The organism is Shewanella sp. HL-SH5 (assembly GCF_051163755.1).
In the GTDB taxonomy this organism is placed as follows: domain Bacteria; phylum Pseudomonadota; class Gammaproteobacteria; order Enterobacterales; family Shewanellaceae; genus Shewanella; species Shewanella glacialimarina.
Map to the genome: position 1 here is coordinate 127,939 of NZ_CP195038.1, position 22,592 is coordinate 150,530.

Here is a 22,592-nt window from a genome sequence, read left to right on the forward strand (position 1 = left end):
AAAAGAATCATCACCCGATAGGATAATGGCTTACCTCGAGAAAGATCATTGGGATGATTATAGTTTTCGAACATCCTTTAACCTCATAATCATTGATAGTAAGAACAATAGATATGATTTAGGACATATAAAAGTCGGCTATACTGGACAATTTGTTCCGGATAAAGAGTATTCATATACATTCAAGCACCTTCCTAAATCATTTTCGAAATTCGATGATATATTCTCTTTAGGTCAGGATGTTGAATACTATAGAAAGTTGATGACAATTCCCGAAGATCAAAGAAAACTTATACTAGAAGGCTTAAACGATGTCGCATCAGACCTAACAGAGCTAAAAAAAATAACAAATGAAAAGGTTTTTCGCGATTCATTATGTAGAAATATAGATGAGGATGAAATAAGAGAAAAATTCAACGTCATACTAAGTGGATCCTCAAAAAGAACTGAATTCGATTTCAAATTTTCATTTAATGACATTGAACTAGAATTTGAAACAAAACCGGAAAGTATTCCACCATCGAATATACACGTCCTAATTGGTCGAAATGGCTCGGGCAAAACAACACTACTAAACAACATGGCATACAGCCAGCTTAGCTTCGAGAACGGTAAGCATGGTAAATTTTACCAAAGCAATGAGCATGGTTATAAATTGATGCCAGCTGATTATTTTAAAAGTGTCGTGCTGGTCTCATTCAGTGCATTTGACTCGTTTGAGTACCCTGAGGAATATAATAAACGATTAAAAGAAGAAGCTAACGATTTACTTGATTTTTCATATATTGGGTTGAAAGAAAATCTTGAAAAAGGGTATTCATCAGAATTAAAAAGTAAAAATAAATTACAAGATGAATTTATTGAAAGTTTAAAAAGGTGTTTTAGATTTGGGCATACTAAAAAACTTTGGGTAAATGCGATCAAGCGTCTTCAATCTGACGATAACTTCGAAGATATGAAACTAACCAACCTCGCCAAGGATGACTTAGATATCAATAACGTAGTAAAGCTTGCCAAGCATTCATTTTCTACTATGAGCTCTGGCCACGCTATTGTGTTGCTTATAATAACCAAGCTTATAACTGAAGTAAAAGAAAGATCATTAGTGTTATTAGATGAGCCAGAAGGTCACCTTCACCCTCCTTTACTGTCAGCATTTATGAGCTCATTATCTGATTTATTGATATACAGAAATGGTATCGCAATTATTGCAACTCATTCACCAGTGGTATTACAGGAAGTACCAAAAAAATGTGTTTGGAACATTATTCGCTACACTCAAGAGCTCACATCTGTTCAAAGATTTGAAACTGAAACCTACGCCGAAAACACTGGGATATTAACTCGTGAAGTCTTTGGTTTAGAAGTTAAAGAATCAGGATTTCATAAGCAACTAACCGAGTATGTAGAAAGTAAGAGTAGTTATGAAGAAATATTAGGAATGCATAAAAATCAACTAGGGCTGGAAGGTCGCTCTATTTTAAAAGCGCTAATTTATAACCGCGATAAGCGTCAGGGGTAGCTAATGCGGTTATTAAAAAAACCTAATTTCGATGTTGGAACATTTTTCACTACTTGTGTTAATGGTATCGGTTCAGCAGCTCTACGAGCAAGATTTATTAAATTTTCAGATAAAGTTGTGACAGCATCATTAGATTATGAGTCGAAATCAAGTAAACATGAACTATATATAGTTATAGATCAAAAACTAAAAGATAGAAAATTGCATTCCCCCCCATTAATTACAAAAGATGAACTCAAAAAACTTTATGAAAATCAAGTTGCAAAAAAAGACAGGCCTGGTAGGCCTACATACGATAAGCTATTAATAACAAGAAACAAACGGTGCCCTTTCTGCTCTGTTGGAAAAGTAAAGAATCTAGACCATTTTTTACCTAAAGCTCACTTCCCAATTTTTTCTGTAACCCCTATAAATTTAGTTCCATCATGCCGCGATTGTAATCAGGATAAAAATGATGACTTCTCTGTAGACATAAGGAAACAAAGTTTACACCCTTATTTTGATGATGTTTCAAAGGTGCAGTGGTTATTTGCAAAGGTTGTAGAGGAGTCTAACCCACCTGTAATTTCATATTATACTGATAGCATTCTTGTTAAGCCAAAAAAACTGGCTCTAAAAGTAGATGCTCATTTTATATCATACAACTTAAACGATATATTCACTGATTTGGCAGCTGATATGTTGAGCGATATCTACAACTATTGCATGAACCAATTCAATCGTGAAGGAAAAGAAAGCTTAAGGCTTTATTTACTAGAACAAAAAAAATCATATGAAAGCGCACACTTAAATTCATGGCAAGGAACTATGTACGGTGCTTTAGCTAACTCAGAATGGTATTGCAGTGGAAAATTTATCAATACTCAAGATCAAAAAAGAACTGAACCTACAGCAGAGGTAGTGAATACTTGCCCAGAGTGTAAGGGAAAAGAAACAATAAACTGCCAGTATTGCAAACCATATCAACATAAAGAGTGCACTAAGTGCCACGGCACTTACGTAATGACTTCGAGCGAATGTAAGCTATGTAAAGGAATTGGAGTCGTTGATGAATAAAAACAGTGAGTTGAAATATCAGATAAGAATAGTAGATTGGTTAATTTTAATTTTAATTATATCGAGTATCTCTATTGCGTATATTGTTAACCAAAATCCCCCTTTGAGGATTTTGTTGATTGGCCCCAAAAGCTTCACGGAGTGCTTGTATCTAGTAAAGGATGCTAAGACTGATACAGGTGCTAAAGCGGTAGCACGTTTTTGCCGTGCTGAATTCCCCTCTTAGTATGTATGGCAACCAGCGCGATGTACTTTAAAGTCTGGAAAATATATTTTCCAGACTTTATTTTTCTCAAAATTCTTTTAATTTTTTTACTTTTCTGGAAAAGAGCTACAAAGATAGAGTGAGCATGGGTTTCCAGAACTCTTCCAGAGTATTATATAAAGAGTAATTCGTTACTATGAGATAATAGTAAGTAAGCGATAGTAATCGAGAGCAAAAAAGCAAACCACAGTGTTTGCTTTTTTATTGTCTGATGATTTATTCCAACCCTGCACCCTTGATACTCAGTCGTTGGTGGTCAGTATAAATGATCACCGATCTGGATAATAAATACATATAAAACATCTCGTTGCACAGCTAACTGTGTTGATATGTAATAGGCTGGCTCTTGATGCGTTAATTCGCCTTGTTAACGGCATCGATAAACTTAAACTAATGCATGAGGATAAAGCGGTGAATTTAAAATGGTGGAAGAGGTAAAACAAGCGGCCGATGTAAGATGGGGTTCTATCAACGAAACGGATCAATTTTTTGAAAAAGTGTTTTCTGTTGATGCTAAATCTAACCGGTTAATCATTTATGCTAGCAATATTCTCCATAGTGCTAATATTACTGAAGCAGTGGAGTTTGACAAATCATCTCCTTACAATCGCACCACAATTAACTCTTTTTCCAATGTGAATTAACGCTTTAGATAATTGATTAGCTAAGATTAATTGATACATTCCTACTTTGACCTTGTGTTAATAACCAAGTTTTAAAGTCTTTCAACGCAGGGATACGTTTATTTGAATGGCCTATTAATTGGGTTAGGGCGTAACTCAGCTGGTGGTAGAGTTCTGGGGAATCATATTGTTTTTGAGCATCGTCAATATTAATCAATGCACCCCGTAAATATTGGATAACCAACTCTACTCGATCAAAACCGTTTATTTCACCAATTTCTTTAATCGCATCAGCGTTCCAGTGATAATAAGTCGCTGCCAATGTTTTGAACTTCTCTTGAAATGCATCGCTGCTCTTACTGAGAATGTCATCATTGGGCAGTACACGTTCAATAACAAACATCTTTTCAGATAAAATTGAATATAAGCGCTGGCAATGATGGTAGATAAACCGAGTATAAGGGTCGAGGTATACTTCAGAGTCATTGCGCGCCTGTGTTAACCAGCGCTCTAGTTGATCACACCCTACAGCTACGATTAAATCCGCTTCGCTATTAAAATGATTATAAATTGTTCCCTTTGAAATCTGGCTAGCTTGGACTAAATGAGAGCGGCATAAGTCAAAGGTTTTATGACCTTTTAAGCAACGCTGTGACACGTCAACTAAGTACTTACCACGCTGATCCCAGCTGCTCATATTACACTCCTCACACTTTATAAAAGATCTTGACTACAGCATCACATTTAAACAGTAACAAACTTCTAACTTGTTGGGCATTGAGTAATACTGGTAGCACTATGAATAATATCAATAGCCCATGTTAAAAATAGAATTGCTGGAAGGTTTTATCGCCGTTGCACAAAGCGGCAACTTATCAAAAGCGGCCGAAAAGATATGCCGAACTCAATCGACCTTGAGTTTGCAAATCAAAAAACTGGAAGAGAGTGTTGGCCAAGAACTATTGATTAGGGATAACAAAGGTGTAACCTTGACTGAGTCAGGTAAAACGCTATTGAACTATGCCTATAAAATGACTCAGCTGCATTTACAAGCGTTAGATGATTTGAAAGATTGCGTTAATCGTGAGGTTATTCGTCTTGGTGTGCCTACTGATTACATCAAACGATACTTAAAGAGTTTTCTGTTGGAGTTTATTCGTGAGTTCACCTGCATTGAGTTGGTTATTGATACCGACGTCAGTGGTAATCTTTATAAGCGTTTGAAGCAGGGGGACTTTGACTTAATAGTGGCAACACATTGGCAGCCACCCGTTCAAGGTGAATTGTTGTTTGAGCGAAAGTTTATTTGGGTTGCAGCCAAAAATGGCCAAGCACATTTACGTAGCACTATTCCAATGGCGCTTTATCCTGAAAATTGTCCCATTCGTGCCCAGGTGTTTGCTAACCACCAACTTTCAATGCGGCCAATTAACGTGCTGTTATCAACGCCTTCTCCTGACGCCTTGTGTATGGCGGTTGAAACTGACCTTGTGGTTGCGCCTATCGCAGAATTTAGGGTTACAGATAAAATGCAAATACTTGACCCGATAGAGCACGGATTACCGCCTTTACCGATGTTTAATGAGTCATTGTATGTTAATCCTGAAACACAGACAGCTACTACGCTACAACTTATTTCGTTGTTAAAATCGAATGTGCAAGAATTAGCAGACGTTCGCAGCGTTAATTAATCTCGATTAACGAACTTATAAAAATGCCAATCTGATTAAGATTGGCATTTTTAAAATTTAATCTTCATTACCGCTTTTACAAAGAATAAAACTGCAATGGAATTTATGCTATTTATTCCTTATGTTTATCGTACTTAAACGTATGGCAGTTGCTGCAGAGTGGTTTTTTAACTTTATGCTCACCATGACATTCTTGGCAAGGTAACTCTTTACCATAGTGAAGGTTATTATGTGGATTTTGCCACTTTTCTTCTTCACTTCTGGCGGTTTGCTTGGCCAAGTCATCAACATCATGGCACTGCAAACAGGCTTGATCTGAGGGATACTGTTTGATGCCATTGTCATGGCAGCTTTTACAATCTTTACCGATAACATCTTTGTGGTAATCTCTAATTTCTACTGCTTGAACTGATAAGCTGGCTAAGCTAAGTAAGCCCAGTGCAAGCATAATTTTTAATGTTTTCATCAATAACTCCTCTTGTATCTGGTCTTTACTAAACGGTCATCATGCTACGGGCAGCGGTCATCCCCATTACCATACACTCTGGTATTGAACAGCTACCTAAGCGGCTAACACCGTGAATACCACCACACACTTCACCAGCAGCATAAAGGCCGGTAATCGGCGCGCCAGTGAAGCTATCTTTAACTTCCGCCTTGGTATTTACCATCACACCCCCTTGGCAGTAGTGTACTTTTGGCCATAAACGCACCACAGTAAAGGGGGCTTTAATATACTTGCCAGCAGCTTTAACCATATTCTTGCCAAACTGTGAGTCTTTACCCGTTTTGACATAGCCGTTATATTCTTCAATTTGAGCTTTTAATGGCTTAAGTGGCACATTGAAATGCTTTGCTAAATCTTCAATTGAATCAAACTTCCAACCTACATTGTACTTAATTACTTTTTCAGTATTAGGGTGATTTTTAGAGTCTTCAAAACTGGTGATTAAAATAGGCGGTAATGGATTACCTTGCTCATCACGACAGGCTAATTCAGCATCTGCACGTATTTTTCTATCGGCAATTTCATCCATAAAACGCTGACCAGTTAAACGGTTAACCGCGATAGAATGTGGGAAGTTGTAGATAGCATAGTTAGACACATAGCCAAAGCCGCCTTCATCAGGTGATGCCCATGGGCCAGATTGGATATGCGCAAGATGCACAGGAATTGCGCCAAGACGGAACATTTCAAACATACCTTCGCCTGTAGCGCCTGGAGCATTGGTACAGCCCACTTCAGCGGTAAGCGTTGGGTCTTGTGCCATTCTTAAATTAACATTTTGTGCAAAGCCACCAGTGGCCATAATCACACCGCGTTTGGCGCGAATGTTGAGCACTTTACCAGGCTGGTCTTCACCAAAGTGGTAATTGTCACGCATTTTAACACCCAACACTTCGCCTTTATTGCCGACAAGAAAGCCTTCAAATTTTGAACGATTGTGGGTTTTAACACCTAAGTCACGACACTTATGCAAAAGTGGTTGGGTAATTCCTGCGCCACAGCTCACTGTAGTTTGGTAGGTTCTTGCTACAGAGTGACCGCCTAATTGCTGTAAATATGGATGGTATTCAGAACCCGCATCCAAAGTCATTTGCAATGCTTCCATTGCATGGGAGGCAACATGACGTAATAGTGCTTCGTCGGCAATACCACGACCTGACGCTAATTGGTCAGCCACCATGCGATCAACTGAATCGTCTACGCCTTCTGTCTTTTGCATCGGCGTAACTGGTGCGGCAAATAACCCACCATTGATAGATGAGTTACCACCAAAATAAGACATTTTTTCAAAAATATGAACGTCTTTAGCGCCTAACTTACTGGCTTCAATGGCTGCGGCTAAGCCTGCAAAGCCAGAACCAATAATGACAATTTCAACTTCTTTGTCCCATTTAACGCCATCCGCTTTTTCGGATATAGCCATTGCTGGTGCAACCATGGCTGCTCCTGCCGCTACACCTAGTCCCGCGATAAACTTACGGCGCCCTAATAGATCTACATTGCTCATGGATCATCACCCCTTTCTTATATTCGACACAATAAGAATAAGGCCGGAATCAATTCCAAAATGGGAACTGATGGCAGTTTTAGGCTAATAAATGAACGGATTGTTAATACTCAAAAGTAGGTAGCAGTTTTGTTGGTGGCGTGAGCTTTCTCACCAGTTGGAATTGATTCCAAATGGTCATAGTGTCATTTCCGTCAGTTTGAAGTTCTGCTGCATAAATCGGTTAGAAGACCGTTGACTGTAAGATCAGTTATGACCATCGCAAGGGCATAAATTGCTATACAAATAGGTGATAACTTTCAATAATACTCCCAATCATCTTTAGCTGAATATTATTATATGACTGTCGAAATTGAACGTAAGTACCTTGTACAGAATGACCAATTTAAATCACTTGCTCACCGCTCAACTCGAATTGTTCAAGGATATTTAAACTCTGAAAAATCGCGCACAGTAAGGGTTAGAATAATGGGTGAACAAGGCTTTTTAACCATCAAAGGCATTAGTAATCAAGCCGGTTTGTCACGCTTTGAGTGGGAAAAAGAAATCAGTGTGCAAGAGGCACAAGACTTGCTCAAATTATGTGAACAAGGGGTGATTGATAAAACCCGGTACTTGGTGGAATATCAAAACCAAGTATTTGAGGTCGATGAGTTTTATGGTGATAATCAAGGTTTGGTAGTGGCTGAGCTTGAGCTAGAAAGTGAACAGCAAGCTGTGACAAAACCGGATTGGTTAGGTGAAGAGGTGACTGGCGATAATCGTTATTACAATTCTTCATTAATGAAGCAGCCATATAGCCAATGGGCTTAAGCTGCTATTGGTCACATCTTTTGTAAGCGAATAAAATGCCGTTTAAATTGATATTTAAACGGCATTTTAATGTTGACAGTGTTTGAGTTAATTCTCTTCACATAAATTTTTACCGACAGCGTAACAACTTGGCTGCCTTGGACACACTGCGCCGCGTGAGCAAATTAAGCGGGCGTCATTTTTAATGCCGCGTTCAATCCAATTAATGTTAAGAATTTTAGCCACACTGGTGAGATCTTGTTTGATGTGCCTTGGAATAACCACAGAGCCACCATTAGAGGCGCACGCTTGTTTCAAATCATTGGCAATCGACAGTGAATCTTTACCCTGGGCATCAATGGCTGGGTTTAAATCAATTCCAGCACACAACACATGTGGATTACCCGCTGAGTCTTCAACCTTAATAGATTCACAGCAATATATTCGCGGCTGATTACCCACATTAAGAATCGAAATTTGCGCTGACGTACCAGATGACGGCTCGTTAATCATTCTGAACACCGCCCAGTGCTGACAAGGGTCTTCCACTAAACGCATGTTGCCCCATGGCAGCGGAATACCATTGCCGCGATATACCGCTTTTAATTTGCCTGGCGCATAGGCATCAAAGAAGTGCCAATGTGGGTAAGGTGACACTACTGTCATGCGACGCATAGCAACCGATGCCGAAACTTGTAATTGCTTGTGCACACTAATTTCATAGCCGTGACGATCAAGCAATTGCCTGAAGGGGACCTTAGGACACAGTAAGGCACCGGCAAAAAAGCTTGATTCAAAATCACGCCAAGCATGCAAAATATCTTGAGCATTAAGGGTGTTTGACTGCGGAATACCGTTGTCATCACCTTCTTCTTTTCGCCCTGAGGTCATCACCGACTTTAAGCCATCTTTATTGTGTAATACACAATGGCCAATATGCACCGCTAAATCATATTTCAAACGATGAGGTCGATTCTTCAAGGTGTTGTTTAAGTAAATCGTGCCGGGTGGTTCAAAAAAAGAGGTGACTAATTGATGTGAACTTGCGCCCATTTCATCACGAATTTCTTGCGGAGTGCGGTCAATCCACTTAATCACTAATCCCATTCTGGCGGCAATGGTGAGCATGTCATCGGCCATTAAGGGCATACGTTTTAAACCCACATCTTCAGCGGCACGCTCTAAATCAGGAAAATGATTTTGGTGATGCTCTTGGTGCGCGCGGATTAGCAAGTGGGCAAACTGCCTGCCCGATGTACCGGTTTGCGACAGCATTTCGGGTATCGCAATTTGTAAAATATCATTAGAGAATAAAAAGCTTGGCTCCAGCGGCATACCACTAATGCCACCTTTATTGCCTTTTTCAGGCGTAATAGCGTGATCTTCTGGCACGTCATCCAGAAACCAGCCGACTTCTTTTTGGAAAACCACTGCAATAACCGCAAGCATATCGGCACTTGGCACACGCTTACCACGTTCAATCATAGATAAATATGACACAGAAGGTGAGTTGTTAGCGTCTACTCGCATACAGCGGGCAGATAAGTCTTCCATGGTTAAGTTGTTGCGTTTACGCAAGTTTCTTATTTTTGTGCCCAGAAAATGGGTCTTTCGCATCAAGCTTTTATCATTTCTCATTTTGTATAATTCACACTGTAAAATTTTTATTGTGAAATTCTTAGTAAAAATAGCATAGACTAAAAATCAAGCTGTGAACAAGGCTTAAATTAAAAACCATTTTGAATCATTATAAATAAAATAATGTGACCTACGATTAAAAGAAGAGGATAAGGCTATGAACATGTCTACTCAAGCAAGCAAAACATCTACCCAAAACCTTAACCACTTCATTGGTGAGCAATTTGTGGCAACCACTAACCCATTGGACCGCTCTATTAATGCGAAAGAATTTTTAGACGCTCAATTTCCATTAGCAACAGGCTCACACCAAGATGTGACTAGCTATGTGGTTTACTACACGCACTTGCTTGCATTTTTAAAAGATGGCACACAATGTGGTTTATTAAATCCTTGCCAATTTGTTGCGCTAACGGGTCATAAAAGCGAGCCAACATCAGTGGTATTAAAAAATAATGACACTCATATTGAAATTTGTTTCGACCGCCAGGGCGATATTGGCTCTGATGATTTGGCGAACATTGAAGATATTCAAATTGAAATGCCAATTAAGAATTTACCGACTCCTTACAAACAATGGATCAGCTTATTACACTCAAGCTGCAAACCAACCGAAGGCCGTTGCAAAGTGTTTACTGCTAAAGATGGTAGCGATTACGCCATGCACCAGCGTTAAGCCTGTTGCTAACTTTAGCGTATTAAGAAAGCATTTAAGCAAGAATTACTCAAAGCCAGCGGGCTAACCCGCTGGCTTTTTGATTACTTGCTTAAGTTGCTTGGCTAGGCAATTAGTTGCTTGGCCAGAAAAAATTAGACTCTTGGCTGACTTTGTTTGATGGCGTGGCTTGGTCAGCAATATAGAAGCTGATGGTTTGCTTGCTCATCGCATTTGTGTTTTCTGACTGTTTACAGCGTAAAGTCACCGGATATTCAATTTGCTCGCCTGGTTGAATATGGACTTTGTTGTCGGTGATAAGAGTGAGATCGCAACCCGGATGTCGGCTATCAATACCAATAATATAATTGACGGGTTGCTGGGTTTTATTGCGGATTTTAAGTTGATAGCTATTTTCGACAAATTCTCCAACTTCGCGATAGAGAGTTTGACGGTCTCGTATCACATTGAGTTGAATTAAGCTGCGATTGGCTAAGTCTACTACCATTAATACGCACATAATGAGTAAAGCTGATGCGTATCCTAGCGCTTTTAATGATAGCTTTTTAGTTGGAATGCTGGGTTGTTGATCTGTATGGCTTTGAGTTATTTGGCTTTGGGGAGCCAAAATAGCGGGAGTTGGCTTTAGTGCATTCTCGCTGGTAAAACTAATTAAGTTGGGTTGATAACCAAATTTTTCCATTGTTTGATTACATGCATCGACGCAGGCACCGCAGTTGATACATTCATATTGCAAACCATTGCGAATATCTATACCTGTTGGGCAAACATCCACGCATAAATTGCAATCTACACAGTCACCTAAATCGGTATTTTGTGAGCGTTTTCGTGGTCCTCTTGATTCGCCTCGGGCGGCATCGTAGCTGACTGTTTTGGTATTTGAGTCAAACATCACCGCTTGAAAGCGCGAGTATGGGCAACAATGTAAACACATCATTTCGCGCATCCAACCCGCATTAATATAAGTACATAAAGCAAAAAACCATACCCAAACGCCAGTCCAAAACCCGCTAGAAAAAGTAAAAATATCAATATATAGATCTTTAGCAGGCATAAAGTAGCCCATAAACCCACAACCAGTAACTAATGCAGCAATGGCCCATAAACTGTGTTTGGTCATGCGTTTACGGATTTTGGATGCAGATAATGGGGCGTTATCTAATGCGGCACGATGGTGGTGGTTCCCTTCAACTTTTGCCTCTATCCACATAAACATAGCGGTCCACGCCGTTTGCGGGCATAAAAAACCACACCATACTCTGCCCCAATAAACGGTCACAAAAAACAACCCAAATGCCGCCGCCATAAACATCCAGGCCAGAATAGTAAAATCTTGCGGCCATAGGGTGATATTAAAAAAGAAAAACTGTTGCTGGGTAACATCAAGCAAAATGGCCTGACGCCCTTGGTAGGTTATAAAGGGCAATAAAAAGAAAACGGCAATCAATAAAGTATTACTGTATTTTCGAATGCGCTGAAACACACCATATTGTTCACGCACATGAATTTTACCTGAGGGAGATGAGCTGACATTCACAATTGGGATGCGTTGGGATGATGGTAATCGACTTGATTCTGGTGCTGACATGTTGTTTTCCTAAAATGACATTACGTCGTTATATAGCAATAGGTAAGCCAACATAGTTTTTATTTATCAAGCTGATTTTAATAGAGAAATATTTTTTTGAGTTGATGATGCATCACGATATATCGCAATTAAGCGAAATGTCGTGATCTAGCGGCAATGATGTTTAAGTGAGTCGCTTGATGAATCCAATATTGATTAAGCGTCAGGCTAACGGTTAATACCGAGTTTTTTCATTCGAGATCGCAATGTGCTGGGCGGCAATGCCAGCATGGCTGCTGCGCCATTTGGGCCTGATATTCGCCATTGAGTCAATTCTAAGGTGTCGATAATATGCGCAGCCTCGGCTTCTATCATGGTTAAAGGCTGCTTAATGGCAGTATTGTTATCTTTGAGTGTTGGAAGCTGTAAGCTATTAAATGTTAACGTGTTGTCGTGGGTTAGAATGATTTCTCTTTCGATTAAATTTTGTAGCTCACGTACATTTCCCGGCCAAGGGTATTGTTGTAACTTGTGTAAGCCTTTTGCGCTTACTTTGGTGATTTTCTTTGCTAGTTTTTGACTGAGCGATGCGACCAAATCACTCACCAGGTTAGGCAAGTCTTCTTGTCGATCGCGCAGGGGAGGAACCTGAATAGGAAAAACATTGAGGCGGTAAAACAAATCCATTCTAAACAAACCCTGCTCTACACGAGCTTGTAAATCATGATGCGTTGCTGCAATAAGACGAATGTTAACCTTAATGGTTTCGCTGCTACCAACCCGTTCAAAAGATTGCTCTTGAATGACGCGCAATAACTTTGATTGCGCTTCAAGGCTGAGCTCGGCTATTTCATCTAAAAAGAGCGTGCCATTATGGGCTAATTCAAAGCGACCTTTGCGTCGACTAATGGCCCCAGTGAACGCGCCTTTTTCATGGCCGAATAGCTCGCTTTCTAAAATGGATGCCGAAAAGGCAGCACAGTTAACGCTTACCATGGGCTGGTCTTTTCGGTGGCTCAATTGGTGCAGGCTACGCGCGACTAGCTCTTTTCCTGTGCCATTTTCGCCACAAATTAATACCGTGCTGTCGGTATTAGCAACGAGATTAATCTGCTGAGTTAAATGGTTTATGGCTTTGCTGTTGCCAGACAAGCCCATAGCGCCTTGCTTACCTTGTAGTTCGGTGAGTAGGTATTGATTCTCTGAGGTTAATCGCTCAGATAAGGCTTGTACTTGTGCGAGGGCTTTGCGTAATGAATCTTCAGTATGCTTTTGAATACTCACATCGCGAAATATGGCAATAACACCAATAAGAATATTATTATCATAAACCGGTGTTGAGCTGTAATAAACAGGGAAACAACTACCATCTTTACGCCAGAACACATCTTCACTGACCTGGCGTGCTATACCATCATGTAATGTGCGATATATCGGACAATCTTGCTGAGGATAATGGCTACCATCTGCATGACTATGATGGTGACAGTCATGAATATTTTTACCGATTAACTCTTCAGCATTCCACCCAGTCATTTGCTCTGCTGCTGGGTTGATAAACACAGCATTCCCTTTAAGGTCAAAGCCATAGACACCTTCAGTCATTGCATTGAGTAGCAAGGTATTTTCTGGCAGAAAATGGCTGGTGGTTAAGCTGGTTTTTTCGGTCATATTTATGCTTACAAAGACTGATCAACAAGGAATATCAATCATTATAACTAAGTCACGATATTTCGCGACTTAAATGTCGCCCACAGCAGTCGGTTCCTGTTACCTAGCTAGGCATAATTTGTGTAGTGGGTTGAAATTATCCACTATAAACATCGTTTGAGTACAATCAAGTTGTTACAATAGCGGATTGCTTTTTTAACGTGTTATTCCATGACTAACTTATCTACTACACATTATAAAATGTGGTTGTTTGTCGCAGTGGGCTTGTTGTGCCTCACGCCGCTAATATCTTCTCCGGTAGCTTTACTGATGGGGTTTACATTAGCGAGTATCGGTTTGGTGCCTGACAGTATTGATTTAGGTAAGTGGGCTAAAAAGCTACTGTCGTATTCGATTGTTGGTTTAGGTTTTGGGATTAACTTACCTGAAGCGATTGACGCCAGCAGTAATAATCTTGGCCTCATTGTGGGCTCAATTTTCTTTACCTTGATTTTAGGTTACGGCCTGACACGATTAATGGGCATAGACAGTAAAACCGGACATTTAATTAGCTGTGGTACTGCTATTTGTGGCGGCAGTGCTATTGCTGCTGTCGCACCGGCGATTAATGCGAAGAATGATCAAATTGCTGTGTCGTTAGCCTGCGTATTTTTACTCAATTCAATCGCCTTGTTTGTGTTTCCAACGATTGGCCATGCGCTGCAATTGTCTCAATATGATTTTGGCGTGTGGAGCGCTATTGCTATTCACGACACTTCGTCGGTTGTAGGCGCCGCGGCGGCCTATGGTGATGATGCGTTAAAAATTGCCACCACAGTTAAGCTTGCTAGAGCGTTGTGGATTATCCCTATCGCATTATTAAGTGCTATTGCCTTTGGTGGTGATAAAAGCAAAATTACCATTCCATTTTTTATTCTGTTTTATTGTGTCGCCATTTTAGTTGCCTACTTTATCCCCCAGGGACAACCGGTTTATAACCTATTGTTTGCTGTGTCTAAACAAGTGTTAGTCTTGTGCTTATTTTTAATTGGCGCGGCGATTACAGTCAAAAAAATGCGCGCTAATGGTCCTAAACCGTTGCTGTTAGGCGTGTTGCTATGGTTTGCTATTGGCAGCAGTTCATTGTTTTATATTGTGACATTTTAGATATGAAAGCTTCAGAGTAATGATACTGAATTTGCCGTGCAGTTTTATGCACAAAAAGATGCTGAAATCGGTAAATAAAATCTATCACAAAGACGTGAATAACTAGAACGAGGGGATCAGCGGTAGCACAACCTGTTTAAGGCTTAACCGTTAGGCGTCGTGCTGTTTAATATCGGGTTTGCTTAATGCGAGCCAAATAAGACCGCCGAATGCGACTAACTCGATTAACGCGCGTGTGAGTCCTGTGGTTTGTATGGAGGCAATAACGGCGATAATACATAAGGTAATAATCACAGCTGATTTAAGCCGACGTGATAGCCATAATTGTGTCATTTCCCCTCCAATATAATGATAAAAGCGGATTATATTATCGAGCTAATGACTTTGCTGGCGCCAATATCAATTTTAACTATCTCATAACTGATTGGTTACCATTTTGTCGTGACTGGGTTAGCTGAGTTAAACATGCTACTAAATGATGGGCTAAATACCGAACGTCACCTCGGGGTAATTGTGCCAGACGATAGCAAGCACTGTAGATGTGGCCAGTTTTACTCGCATAGGCTTTTTAATGAATATTTGAGTGTAATGTTTACGCACTTAACACTTGTTTGCGGGAATTGATAAATCCAAACAGCGTAAATTATGTTATTAGTTATATTGGTAAGAAGTTGGTTATATTGATCATACTTAGTTACATAGTGAGCTGAGTAATATTATGCATTTATGCAAAGGGTTAAGCTAAACTTACTGCAAATGTGTCATCAACCAAGAAGAGATATAAATGCTGAGTTTTCGATTACGGGTGCTGATATTGTTAACGTTTTTTACCTTATCTGTTGGCGCGTCAGCGACTATCTTAGATGTTGATGTGAGTGACCTTCAAGGTGATTCAATCACTGATGCTGTGGTGGAGTTGATCCCTGAACATAGTATGTCAGCATCAACCATTAACAATCATGAAATGAAGCAGCAGAATCGAATATTCCAGCCTTTTGTACTGGCTGTTCAACAAGGCGATAAAGTCAATTTTCCTAACTTTGATCGTACCCGGCACCATGTGTATTCATTTTCAGCCGCAAAACCGTTTGAATTAAAGTTATATGTCGGAAAAGCAGAAGAACCAATCGAATTTGAACAGCCAGGTATTGTGGCGATAGGCTGTAATATTCATGATTATATGCAGGCCTTTATTTATGTCGCCCAAAGTCCACTTTACGGTGTCAGCGATAATAAAGGTCGTGTGAGCTTTAATGATTTAACCCCAGGAACATATAGCGTTAACGTATGGCACCCGTGGCAGAAAACTTCCGTGGCAGTAGCACCAATGGTATTAACCGGCGAACCCCAAAAAACGCTTGAGCTACAGCTTGATATAGAACACCAGGACAAGCCAACATCCCCCCCAGCAGGATTTGCTGCAACCCGTCAGTCAACTCAAATTGAGTTAGCCAATGCGCAATAGTTTTCGACATAGATTGATTTTGGTCTTTTTAGTGGTACTGACAGTGGTGCAACTGTTAACGGCAGTATTTGTGTTGAATGCGACTCAAAATGCGAGTCGGCAACAGCAAATACAGCGATTAAGTGTCGGTATTAACGTTTTTAGCGATATTTTGGCTAACCGCAGTGAACAGTTGAATCAGAGTTTGTCATTACTGAGTGCTGACTTTGGCTTTAAACGTGCTGTTGCAACTAAAGAGCAAGAGACCATTTCTTCGGTTTTATCGAATCACGGTAAACGTATTAATGCTAATGCAGCCATATTACTTTCACCGCAGGGGCAGTTGTTATCGTCTAGTTTGACAGGTTTATCAGCCAACGATGTTGCTAGCTTATTTACCAAGCATAAAAGTGAAGATAACGACTTTGTGATGTTAAATGTTAATCACGCTAACTATCAATTTGTGTTTCAGCCAGTAAAAGCGCCAACATTAATTGCCTGGGTTGGTATGGGCTTTTTACTCGATGAAAATGTGGCTCAACAAGCTAAGGCGATGACAGGTATCGATGTGAGTTTTATTAACTCAACATCAATACCTGTTGAAATTATTTCTACTTTAGCGCCAGAATTGATTCAACACTTAAGTGATATCTCATTCAGTTTTGCCGATGCTACCCTTCACCCACAAGAGCACTATCCTGATAACTATTTGTCCCAGGCTATTCAGTTAGATCCGCAAAGTGATGCGCAATGGGTCGTATTGCATCAGTCTAATCAGCGCTGGCAACTCAATTATCAGCAACTGCGTAACAACATGCTGCTAATATTTGCATTCACTTCTTTATTGGCCTTTATTGTGGCCATGTGGGTCACCAATGGATTAACTAAACCGATAGATGCTTTGGTTAATTTCGCTAAAAAAGTGGGCCAGGGGGAAAATCCTACTAAAATTTACGGCGCCCCTGCAGAATTGCAGGCTCTTGCTGATACCTTATCCACAATGCGCAGTAATATTGAGCAGCGTGAACAAGACTTTTTATATCAATCTGAACACGACCCCTTAACGGGGTTGTTCAATCGTTTTGCCGCCGAAAAACACATCAAACATAAAATTATTGGCTTAACTGGTACCTTGTTATTGATTGATATTAAGCATTTTAGGCAAGTGAATGACATTATTGGTTTTGCTAATGGTGATCAACTGTTAGTCAGTTTTTCTGAACGGTTAAGCCGCTTGTCTATCGATGTATCCCTTGTTGCAAGGTTAGACGGCGATGCCTTTTTATTGTTGTTACAACAACCGGCAAATAAAGCTGAGATTAGCCAGTATTTACATGGTGTGGTTATGCCATTTGATGTTGCAGGGTCAAAAATAACGTTATCAATTAGAACTGGCATTGTGCAGTTGAATGGCTTGTATCAACATATAGACACTCTCTTTAGACACCTTGAGATAGCCTTGAATCATGCCTGTGTTCAAGCCGATGATTCGTATGTTTATCAAGAAGGTGATGATGATAAATATCAACGCGAGTTGTCATTGGTGCGGGATTTACCGCAAGCATTAATTCAAGGGCAATTGCATTTGGTATATCAGCCTAAGGTGAATATTCAACTTAATACTTGTCATGCTGTTGAAGCATTAATTCGCTGGCAGCATCCAGATTTGGGCTTTGTTCCCCCAGATGAATTTATCCTACTTGCCGAGAACTCAGGTAACATTTCGATTATTAGTGAATGGGTTATGGCTGAAGCTATCCGTCAGGCGCACATTTGGCATCAACAAGGGTTAGCTATTTCTGTGGCGATTAATTTATCGGCACATGACTTAATGGATGAGTCATTGCCAGCTCGATTAGCGCAGCAGTTACATGATGTTAATTTACCTATTAACGCGATAGCTATTGAAGTTACCGAAGGTGCGGTAATGACAGACACAGAAACTACCATTAAGGTGCTTAACCAATTTAAACAACACGGCTTTCATATTGCGATTGATGATTTTGGGACGGGTCACTCGTCGTTAGCTTATTTAAAAATGTTACCCGTTAATGAAGTGAAAATAGATCGCAGTTTTATCAAAGACATTCATCATAACGCGACTGACCATATGATAGTTGAAACCAGCATTAAATTGATTAAAGGCTTGGCTTTGTCTGTGGTCGCCGAAGGTGTTGAAACCCCATTAGGGATTGATATTTTAAAGCAAATGGACTGTGATATTATCCAAGGCTATGTGTTTTCTAAGCCCATCAAAGCTGCTGAGTTGCAGGTTTGGGTGAGTGAATTTAATCGCACGACAGCTTAACTCTAATAGCGTGGGAATTTAACATGCAACGTATTTTACATGCCATATCTGCCGCAACTTTATCTATCTGTGTGATTTTTATCCCCAATAGTTATGCTGAATCGAGCAGAATTATTGCCACGGGTGGCGCCAGTGAAATTGAGGGATCAGCTGGTGGCGGTATTGTTCCCTGGGCAGTGATTAACGGTTATGGCAGTAGTGGTGAGTGGGCGGCAACCGCAATGGCTACTAAGGTTGCAGTTGATGACTTTACCCTTAATGTTGTGGGCGCATCCGTCAGTTATGATAATCAATTTGAACTTAGCATTGCCAAACAAACATTTAGTTTAGATTCATTAGGTGGTGAACTCGGACAAGATATTTTAGGGATAAAATATAAACTTGCAGGCGAGTTACTTTATAGTTCCATGCCACAAATCAGTGTGGGTATGCAGTATAAAAAAGTTGACGATTTTGGTTTGCCCAGCGCGGTAGGTGCGCAAGATGATTCAGGTTTAGATATTTATTTAGCCTCTAGCAAGGTGATTTTAGATGCGATAGCGGGTCGTAATTTATTACTTAATGCTACGGTGCGAGCCACTAAGGCGAATCAAATTGGTTTACTGGGTTTTGGTAGTGTGAATTCAAATGACTATCAGTTGATGTTAGAGGGCTCAGTAGCTGTTTTATTACGCGATGATCTTGCCCTAGGTTACGAGTATCGTCAGAAACCCAATCAGTTGGATTTTGCTAAAGAAGACGACTGGCAAGATATTTTTTTAGCATGGTTTGCGAATAAACATTTTTCAGTGACAGCCGCTTATGCCGATTTAGGTGATATTGCGGGTTTTGAGCAACAAAAAGGCTGGTATCTCTCAGTTGAGGGGGCGTTATGAGACACATTGGTATTATGCTAATTAGCAGTGTTTTGTTAGTGATATGTTTAGGCTGTTCTATTACTAAACCATCTACAAACCTACTTTACCAACGCCTTGGCGGTTATCACGGTATTGAGCTAATTACCGATGATTTTTTAAAGCTAATTTCACAAGATGAACGCATAGTGGATCACTTTCGTGAAACGGATATTAGTGTTTTTAAGCAAAGATTAGTCGAACATTTATGTGTTGTGTCCGGGGGCGGGTGTGACTACCAAGGCGAGAGCATGTTTAATGCGCATCAGGGGTTGAACATTAGCCAGGCTGACTTTGACGCTGTTGTCGGCCATTTAACCAAAGCAATGCAGCAGAACGATATTCCGATACAAACCCGCAATGCTTTACTCGCTAAGCTTGCCCCCATGTATGGGGACATTACTTACCATTAATATGATGTATTGATATCAAGAATTAATAAAATGGTGCAGGGTCTACATCTAGTGCGCTTGGGGAGATACCGCGTTCAATGTTAATGTCAGCTTTTAGCAAATCCACCATAGTGACATCGGTATAGCGTTTGTGTTTTAACGAGTAGAAACATTTCACTATAGGGTGTAATGCATCACGGTTTTTAGCTTCCCAGACAATACCGACACGTTCATCTGACAGTTGTACCAGTGATCCCACAGGATAAATTCCAATACAGCGGATAAACTCGTAAACCAATGATTGATCTAAGTGGAAGGGCGTTAAGCTGATTAAGATTTTAAATGCAGCAGCCGGACTCATGGCTTCTTTGTAACAACGTGCTGCAGTTAGCGCGTCAAAAATATCGACAATACAACTCATTCGCCCATGTATTGGAAGTTCATCCCCTTTCAAACCTTTCGGGTAGCCCCGGCCATCTAGCTTTTCGTGATGCATTAAGCATACGTCTTTACTGATCTGCGACAAACCCTTGGTGTCTTCCATAATTTCAACCGCATAAACTTGATGCAGTTTCATATGTTCAAACTCTTCCGGTGTTAGTTTTCCGGGTTTATGCAAAATTTTATTATCGACTTTTACCTTGCCAATATCATGCAAAATACCACCAACAGCCATTTGGCGCAGGGTGTCGATATCTAGTTTGAGGTGTTTACCGAAAGTCACTAATAGAAATGCTACATTGATTGAGTGTTCCAGCAAATAAGCATCTTTGGTCCGCAGCGCTGAAATACATTTAAAGGCGTCAGCATCATCCATCACAGATTCAATCATTTTATCGGCAACGGCTTCAAAGGGACCAACCTCAACGGCTTTACCTTCAAAGGTTTCAGATAATACTTTTTTGATTAACCCTTTCGCTTCATTGAGAAGTTTTTTGGCGTGAACTTGTTGCGCATCACGGCTAATAGTGGCTTTTCTTGCCAGTGGTTTACCAGGCACTTGCTGTGGAGGCACTTTTTTTAGACCGCAACTGTCTGATGAGCGGTCAATATCTACCCATACAAATTTAATATTGCTGTTAGCTAATTTTGTAATAGCGTCACGGCTTTTTATTTGGCCGGCATTGGCAATTTCTACTGTGCTGTTGTTATGATCGATAGCCGTCACAAACATACCGAGGTTTAGTTTGGCGACTGGAACTTTTACAGTGTTTGACGATTCTGTTGAATCACTCATTTGACAAGCGCCCTCAAGGTCAAAAAATGCACTTAACGATTTATACTATAGTTAAAGTGATATTGGCCTGCTTAATGTTGAGCCTTCCTTGGGGTCAATGTTAAAAACCTTAAAGATTTACGTTATAGCATGCGCAATAGTTTACACCATCATTCTGCAATATTAACATATTAATTAATTATAGATCACAGCGTGCAGAGTTGACGATTGACACTGAATCTTTGGTTGATTAACTTTATCTAAATTATCATCATAAATAGGAGTCGGTATTGTCTGGTCACTTTTTTAGCTCACAATTTAATGACTTAAAGCAAAAACTTGCCCAAGTTATGCAGGCGCCTAATATCGTGCCGATTGTACAACTATCTGTAGAAGCACCAGCAGTTCCGCTATTATCTTGGTTGAGTGCACAAACTCAGTATCCACGTATTTATTGGCATGGCCGCGACAAGGCAGAAGAAGTTGCCGCTATTGGGATGTGTAAACAATTCTATTATCAAGACCAAGTGGATGATCATCAACTATCCGCAGACTACCAGGCGCAGCGGAGTAAGGACGCAAGCCAAGACTTACGTTACTACGGTGGGGTAGCATTTGACCGTACGGTTGACTGCTGGGCTGACTTTGGACGGGTTCGGTTTGTTCTGCCTCGTATAGAATTAAGACGAAGTGGTCATAAAATAAAAATCTTACTTAATTTAAACTTCGATGGCCAAGATCGAGAGTTAGAGTGCCAAAAAGCGCTTGATTTAATCTCTAAAATAGAGAGGCCTAAACCGCTTTCACCGCCGAATAAAACACAACTAATGAGTCGCAGTGACTTACCGAATCAAGAGCGGTGGCGCGAGTTAGTTGAGCAAGTGACTCAAGATAATTTTAATCAAACTACCCCTAAAGTTGTGCTGTCGCGACAAACACAAATTGATATAGCTGAGTCACTTGACCCCTGGACTGTACTGGCTTGCTGGCAGGGGCGTAATCCTAATAGCTTCCAGTTTGGTTTTCAATTTAGTCCTGAAAGGACATTTATATCATGTTCACCAGAACGGTTATATTTACGTCGCCAAAATGAGTTATTTACAGAAGCCCTAGCAGGCACAACGACCCGAGGTTTAAATCAAGAAGAAGATGACTTTTTAGCGCAGCAGTTATTAGACGATGCTAAAAACAGTCATGAAAACCAGCTGGTTAGGCAGCATATCGTGGGTGAATTAAAACCACTTAGTCAGTATGTTGGCGCTGACGAGCAAGCTAAAATATTTAAATTAACCCATATTCAGCATTTACACCGCGCAATTCGAGCAGAGTTAAAAGCTGGGGTGAATGATTTTGACCTATTACGCGCGCTGCACCCAACTCCTGCGGTAGGAGGGTTGCCTCGCCACAGTGCACTGAACTTTATTCGTCAGCGTGAAGGTTACACCCGCGGTTGGTATGCCGGGGCTTGTGGCTATTTTAATCATTATGAATCTGAGTTTTCAGTCGCTATTCGCAGTGCATTGATTGAGCCACGTCGAATTACCTTATTTGCTGGCGCGGGCATAGTCGCAGGGTCCGACCCAGATGCAGAATGGCAAGAATTAGAGAATAAACTGGAGACGGTTTTATCGATATTAATCGATTTTTAATGGCTGTTTGAACGCGAGCGGATTACCC

At 40.4% G+C, this 22,592-nt stretch carries 20 protein-coding genes; 12 read left to right on the forward strand and 8 right to left on the reverse strand.

Annotated elements, in window-relative coordinates; all coding sequences use genetic code 11:
• Positions 1 to 25 precede the first annotated feature (25 nt).
• The 3 genes from ACRWQM_RS00540 (at position 26) to ACRWQM_RS00550 (ending at position 3,487) form a co-directional block, all read left to right on the forward strand.
• A complete protein-coding gene (locus ACRWQM_RS00540; RefSeq protein ID WP_434930900.1) occupies positions 26 to 1,522 on the forward strand; it encodes an AAA family ATPase in 1,497 nt (498 codons plus the stop codon).
• Positions 1,523 to 1,525: 3 nt separating this feature from the next.
• A complete protein-coding gene (locus ACRWQM_RS00545) occupies positions 1,526 to 2,578 on the forward strand; it encodes a hypothetical protein (RefSeq protein ID WP_434930901.1) in 1,053 nt (350 codons plus the stop codon).
• Positions 2,579 to 3,265: 687 nt separating this feature from the next.
• Positions 3,266 to 3,487, forward strand: a complete 222-nt coding sequence (locus tag ACRWQM_RS00550) for a DUF6445 family protein (protein WP_434930902.1) — start codon at positions 3,266 to 3,268, stop codon at positions 3,485 to 3,487.
• Between the two features lie 16 nt (positions 3,488 to 3,503).
• Here the strand turns inward: ACRWQM_RS00550 and ACRWQM_RS00555 are convergent, their stop codons facing one another.
• Complete coding sequence (locus ACRWQM_RS00555; protein ID WP_434930903.1) at positions 3,504 to 4,163, reverse strand: TetR/AcrR family transcriptional regulator; 660 nt, start codon at positions 4,161 to 4,163, stop codon at positions 3,504 to 3,506.
• Between the two features lie 121 nt (positions 4,164 to 4,284).
• Between ACRWQM_RS00555 and ACRWQM_RS00560 the strand changes: the two genes are divergently transcribed.
• Positions 4,285 to 5,157 (forward strand): LysR family transcriptional regulator, encoded by an 873-nt coding sequence (locus ACRWQM_RS00560; RefSeq protein WP_434930904.1) that lies wholly within the window; start codon positions 4,285 to 4,287, stop codon positions 5,155 to 5,157.
• A gap of 112 nt (positions 5,158 to 5,269) precedes the next feature.
• Here ACRWQM_RS00560 and ACRWQM_RS00565 read toward each other — a convergent pair whose 3' ends face one another.
• Both ACRWQM_RS00565 and ACRWQM_RS00570 read right to left on the reverse strand, forming a co-directional pair.
• Positions 5,270 to 5,623, reverse strand: a complete 354-nt coding sequence (locus ACRWQM_RS00565; RefSeq protein WP_434930905.1) for a cytochrome c3 family protein — start codon at positions 5,621 to 5,623, stop codon at positions 5,270 to 5,272.
• A 28-nt stretch (positions 5,624 to 5,651) separates the two neighbouring features.
• A complete protein-coding gene (locus ACRWQM_RS00570) occupies positions 5,652 to 7,172 on the reverse strand; it encodes a flavocytochrome c (protein ID WP_434930906.1) in 1,521 nt (506 codons plus the stop codon).
• 339 nt (positions 7,173 to 7,511) lie between these two features.
• On the opposite strand from ACRWQM_RS00570, the gene ACRWQM_RS00575 reads away from it, so the two are divergent.
• The gene (locus ACRWQM_RS00575; RefSeq protein WP_434930907.1) at positions 7,512 to 7,985 is read left to right on the forward strand and encodes a CYTH domain-containing protein; all 474 of its coding nucleotides are present in this window, start codon (positions 7,512 to 7,514) and stop codon (positions 7,983 to 7,985) included.
• A gap of 87 nt (positions 7,986 to 8,072) precedes the next feature.
• On the opposite strand, the gene ACRWQM_RS00580 is transcribed toward ACRWQM_RS00575, so the two are convergent.
• Positions 8,073 to 9,602: a DUF3612 domain-containing protein gene (locus ACRWQM_RS00580; RefSeq protein ID WP_434927552.1), complete on the reverse strand. Its 1,530-nt coding sequence runs from the start codon at positions 9,600 to 9,602 to the stop codon at positions 8,073 to 8,075.
• Positions 9,603 to 9,759: 157 nt separating this feature from the next.
• Between ACRWQM_RS00580 and ACRWQM_RS00585 the strand changes: the two genes are divergently transcribed.
• Positions 9,760 to 10,278 (forward strand): malate synthase, encoded by a 519-nt coding sequence (locus tag ACRWQM_RS00585; protein ID WP_226412508.1) that lies wholly within the window; start codon positions 9,760 to 9,762, stop codon positions 10,276 to 10,278.
• A gap of 112 nt (positions 10,279 to 10,390) precedes the next feature.
• Here ACRWQM_RS00585 and ccoG read toward each other — a convergent pair whose 3' ends face one another.
• Positions 10,391 to 11,866 carry a cytochrome c oxidase accessory protein CcoG gene (gene ccoG / locus ACRWQM_RS00590; RefSeq protein ID WP_434930908.1) on the reverse strand — a complete coding sequence of 492 codons (1,476 nt, stop codon included), beginning with the start codon at positions 11,864 to 11,866 and terminating at the stop codon, positions 10,391 to 10,393.
• Between the two features lie 207 nt (positions 11,867 to 12,073).
• Positions 12,074 to 13,516, reverse strand: coding sequence for a sigma-54 interaction domain-containing protein (locus ACRWQM_RS00595; protein WP_434930909.1), 1,443 nt, complete (start codon positions 13,514 to 13,516; stop codon positions 12,074 to 12,076).
• A gap of 210 nt (positions 13,517 to 13,726) precedes the next feature.
• On the opposite strand from ACRWQM_RS00595, the gene ACRWQM_RS00600 reads away from it, so the two are divergent.
• Entirely contained in the window at positions 13,727 to 14,662 is a 936-nt protein-coding gene (locus ACRWQM_RS00600; RefSeq protein ID WP_434930910.1) for a YeiH family protein, read from the forward strand.
• Positions 14,663 to 14,812: 150 nt separating this feature from the next.
• Here ACRWQM_RS00600 and ACRWQM_RS00605 read toward each other — a convergent pair whose 3' ends face one another.
• Positions 14,813 to 14,995 carry a hypothetical protein gene (locus tag ACRWQM_RS00605; protein ID WP_434927548.1) on the reverse strand — a complete coding sequence of 61 codons (183 nt, stop codon included), beginning with the start codon at positions 14,993 to 14,995 and terminating at the stop codon, positions 14,813 to 14,815.
• 451 nt (positions 14,996 to 15,446) lie between these two features.
• Here ACRWQM_RS00605 and ACRWQM_RS00610 point away from each other — a divergent pair, with 451 nt between their 5' ends.
• From ACRWQM_RS00610 to ACRWQM_RS00625, 4 genes are read left to right on the forward strand one after another with little or no spacing between them, the layout of a single operon-like run.
• A complete protein-coding gene (locus tag ACRWQM_RS00610) occupies positions 15,447 to 16,127 on the forward strand; it encodes a methylamine utilization protein (RefSeq protein ID WP_434930911.1) in 681 nt (226 codons plus the stop codon).
• Positions 16,117 to 18,414 carry an EAL domain-containing protein gene (locus ACRWQM_RS00615; RefSeq protein WP_434930912.1) on the forward strand — a complete coding sequence of 766 codons (2,298 nt, stop codon included), beginning with the start codon at positions 16,117 to 16,119 and terminating at the stop codon, positions 18,412 to 18,414. The genes ACRWQM_RS00610 and ACRWQM_RS00615 overlap by 11 nt, the downstream gene beginning before the upstream one ends.
• Positions 18,415 to 18,437: 23 nt before the next feature.
• Positions 18,438 to 19,289 carry a DUF3034 family protein gene (locus ACRWQM_RS00620; protein ID WP_434930913.1) on the forward strand — a complete coding sequence of 284 codons (852 nt, stop codon included), beginning with the start codon at positions 18,438 to 18,440 and terminating at the stop codon, positions 19,287 to 19,289.
• Complete coding sequence (locus ACRWQM_RS00625) at positions 19,286 to 19,720, forward strand: group I truncated hemoglobin (RefSeq protein WP_434930914.1); 435 nt, start codon at positions 19,286 to 19,288, stop codon at positions 19,718 to 19,720. The genes ACRWQM_RS00620 and ACRWQM_RS00625 overlap by 4 nt, the downstream gene beginning before the upstream one ends.
• A 22-nt stretch (positions 19,721 to 19,742) precedes the next feature.
• Here ACRWQM_RS00625 and ACRWQM_RS00630 read toward each other — a convergent pair whose 3' ends face one another.
• The gene (locus ACRWQM_RS00630; RefSeq protein WP_434930915.1) at positions 19,743 to 20,936 is read right to left on the reverse strand and encodes an HD-GYP domain-containing protein; all 1,194 of its coding nucleotides are present in this window, start codon (positions 20,934 to 20,936) and stop codon (positions 19,743 to 19,745) included.
• 269 nt (positions 20,937 to 21,205) lie between these two features.
• On the opposite strand from ACRWQM_RS00630, the gene ACRWQM_RS00635 reads away from it, so the two are divergent.
• On the forward strand, positions 21,206 to 22,564 hold the full coding sequence (locus ACRWQM_RS00635; RefSeq protein WP_434930916.1) for an isochorismate synthase: 1,359 nt from the start codon (positions 21,206 to 21,208) through the stop codon (positions 22,562 to 22,564).
• The last annotated feature ends 28 nt before the right edge of the window (positions 22,565 to 22,592 follow it).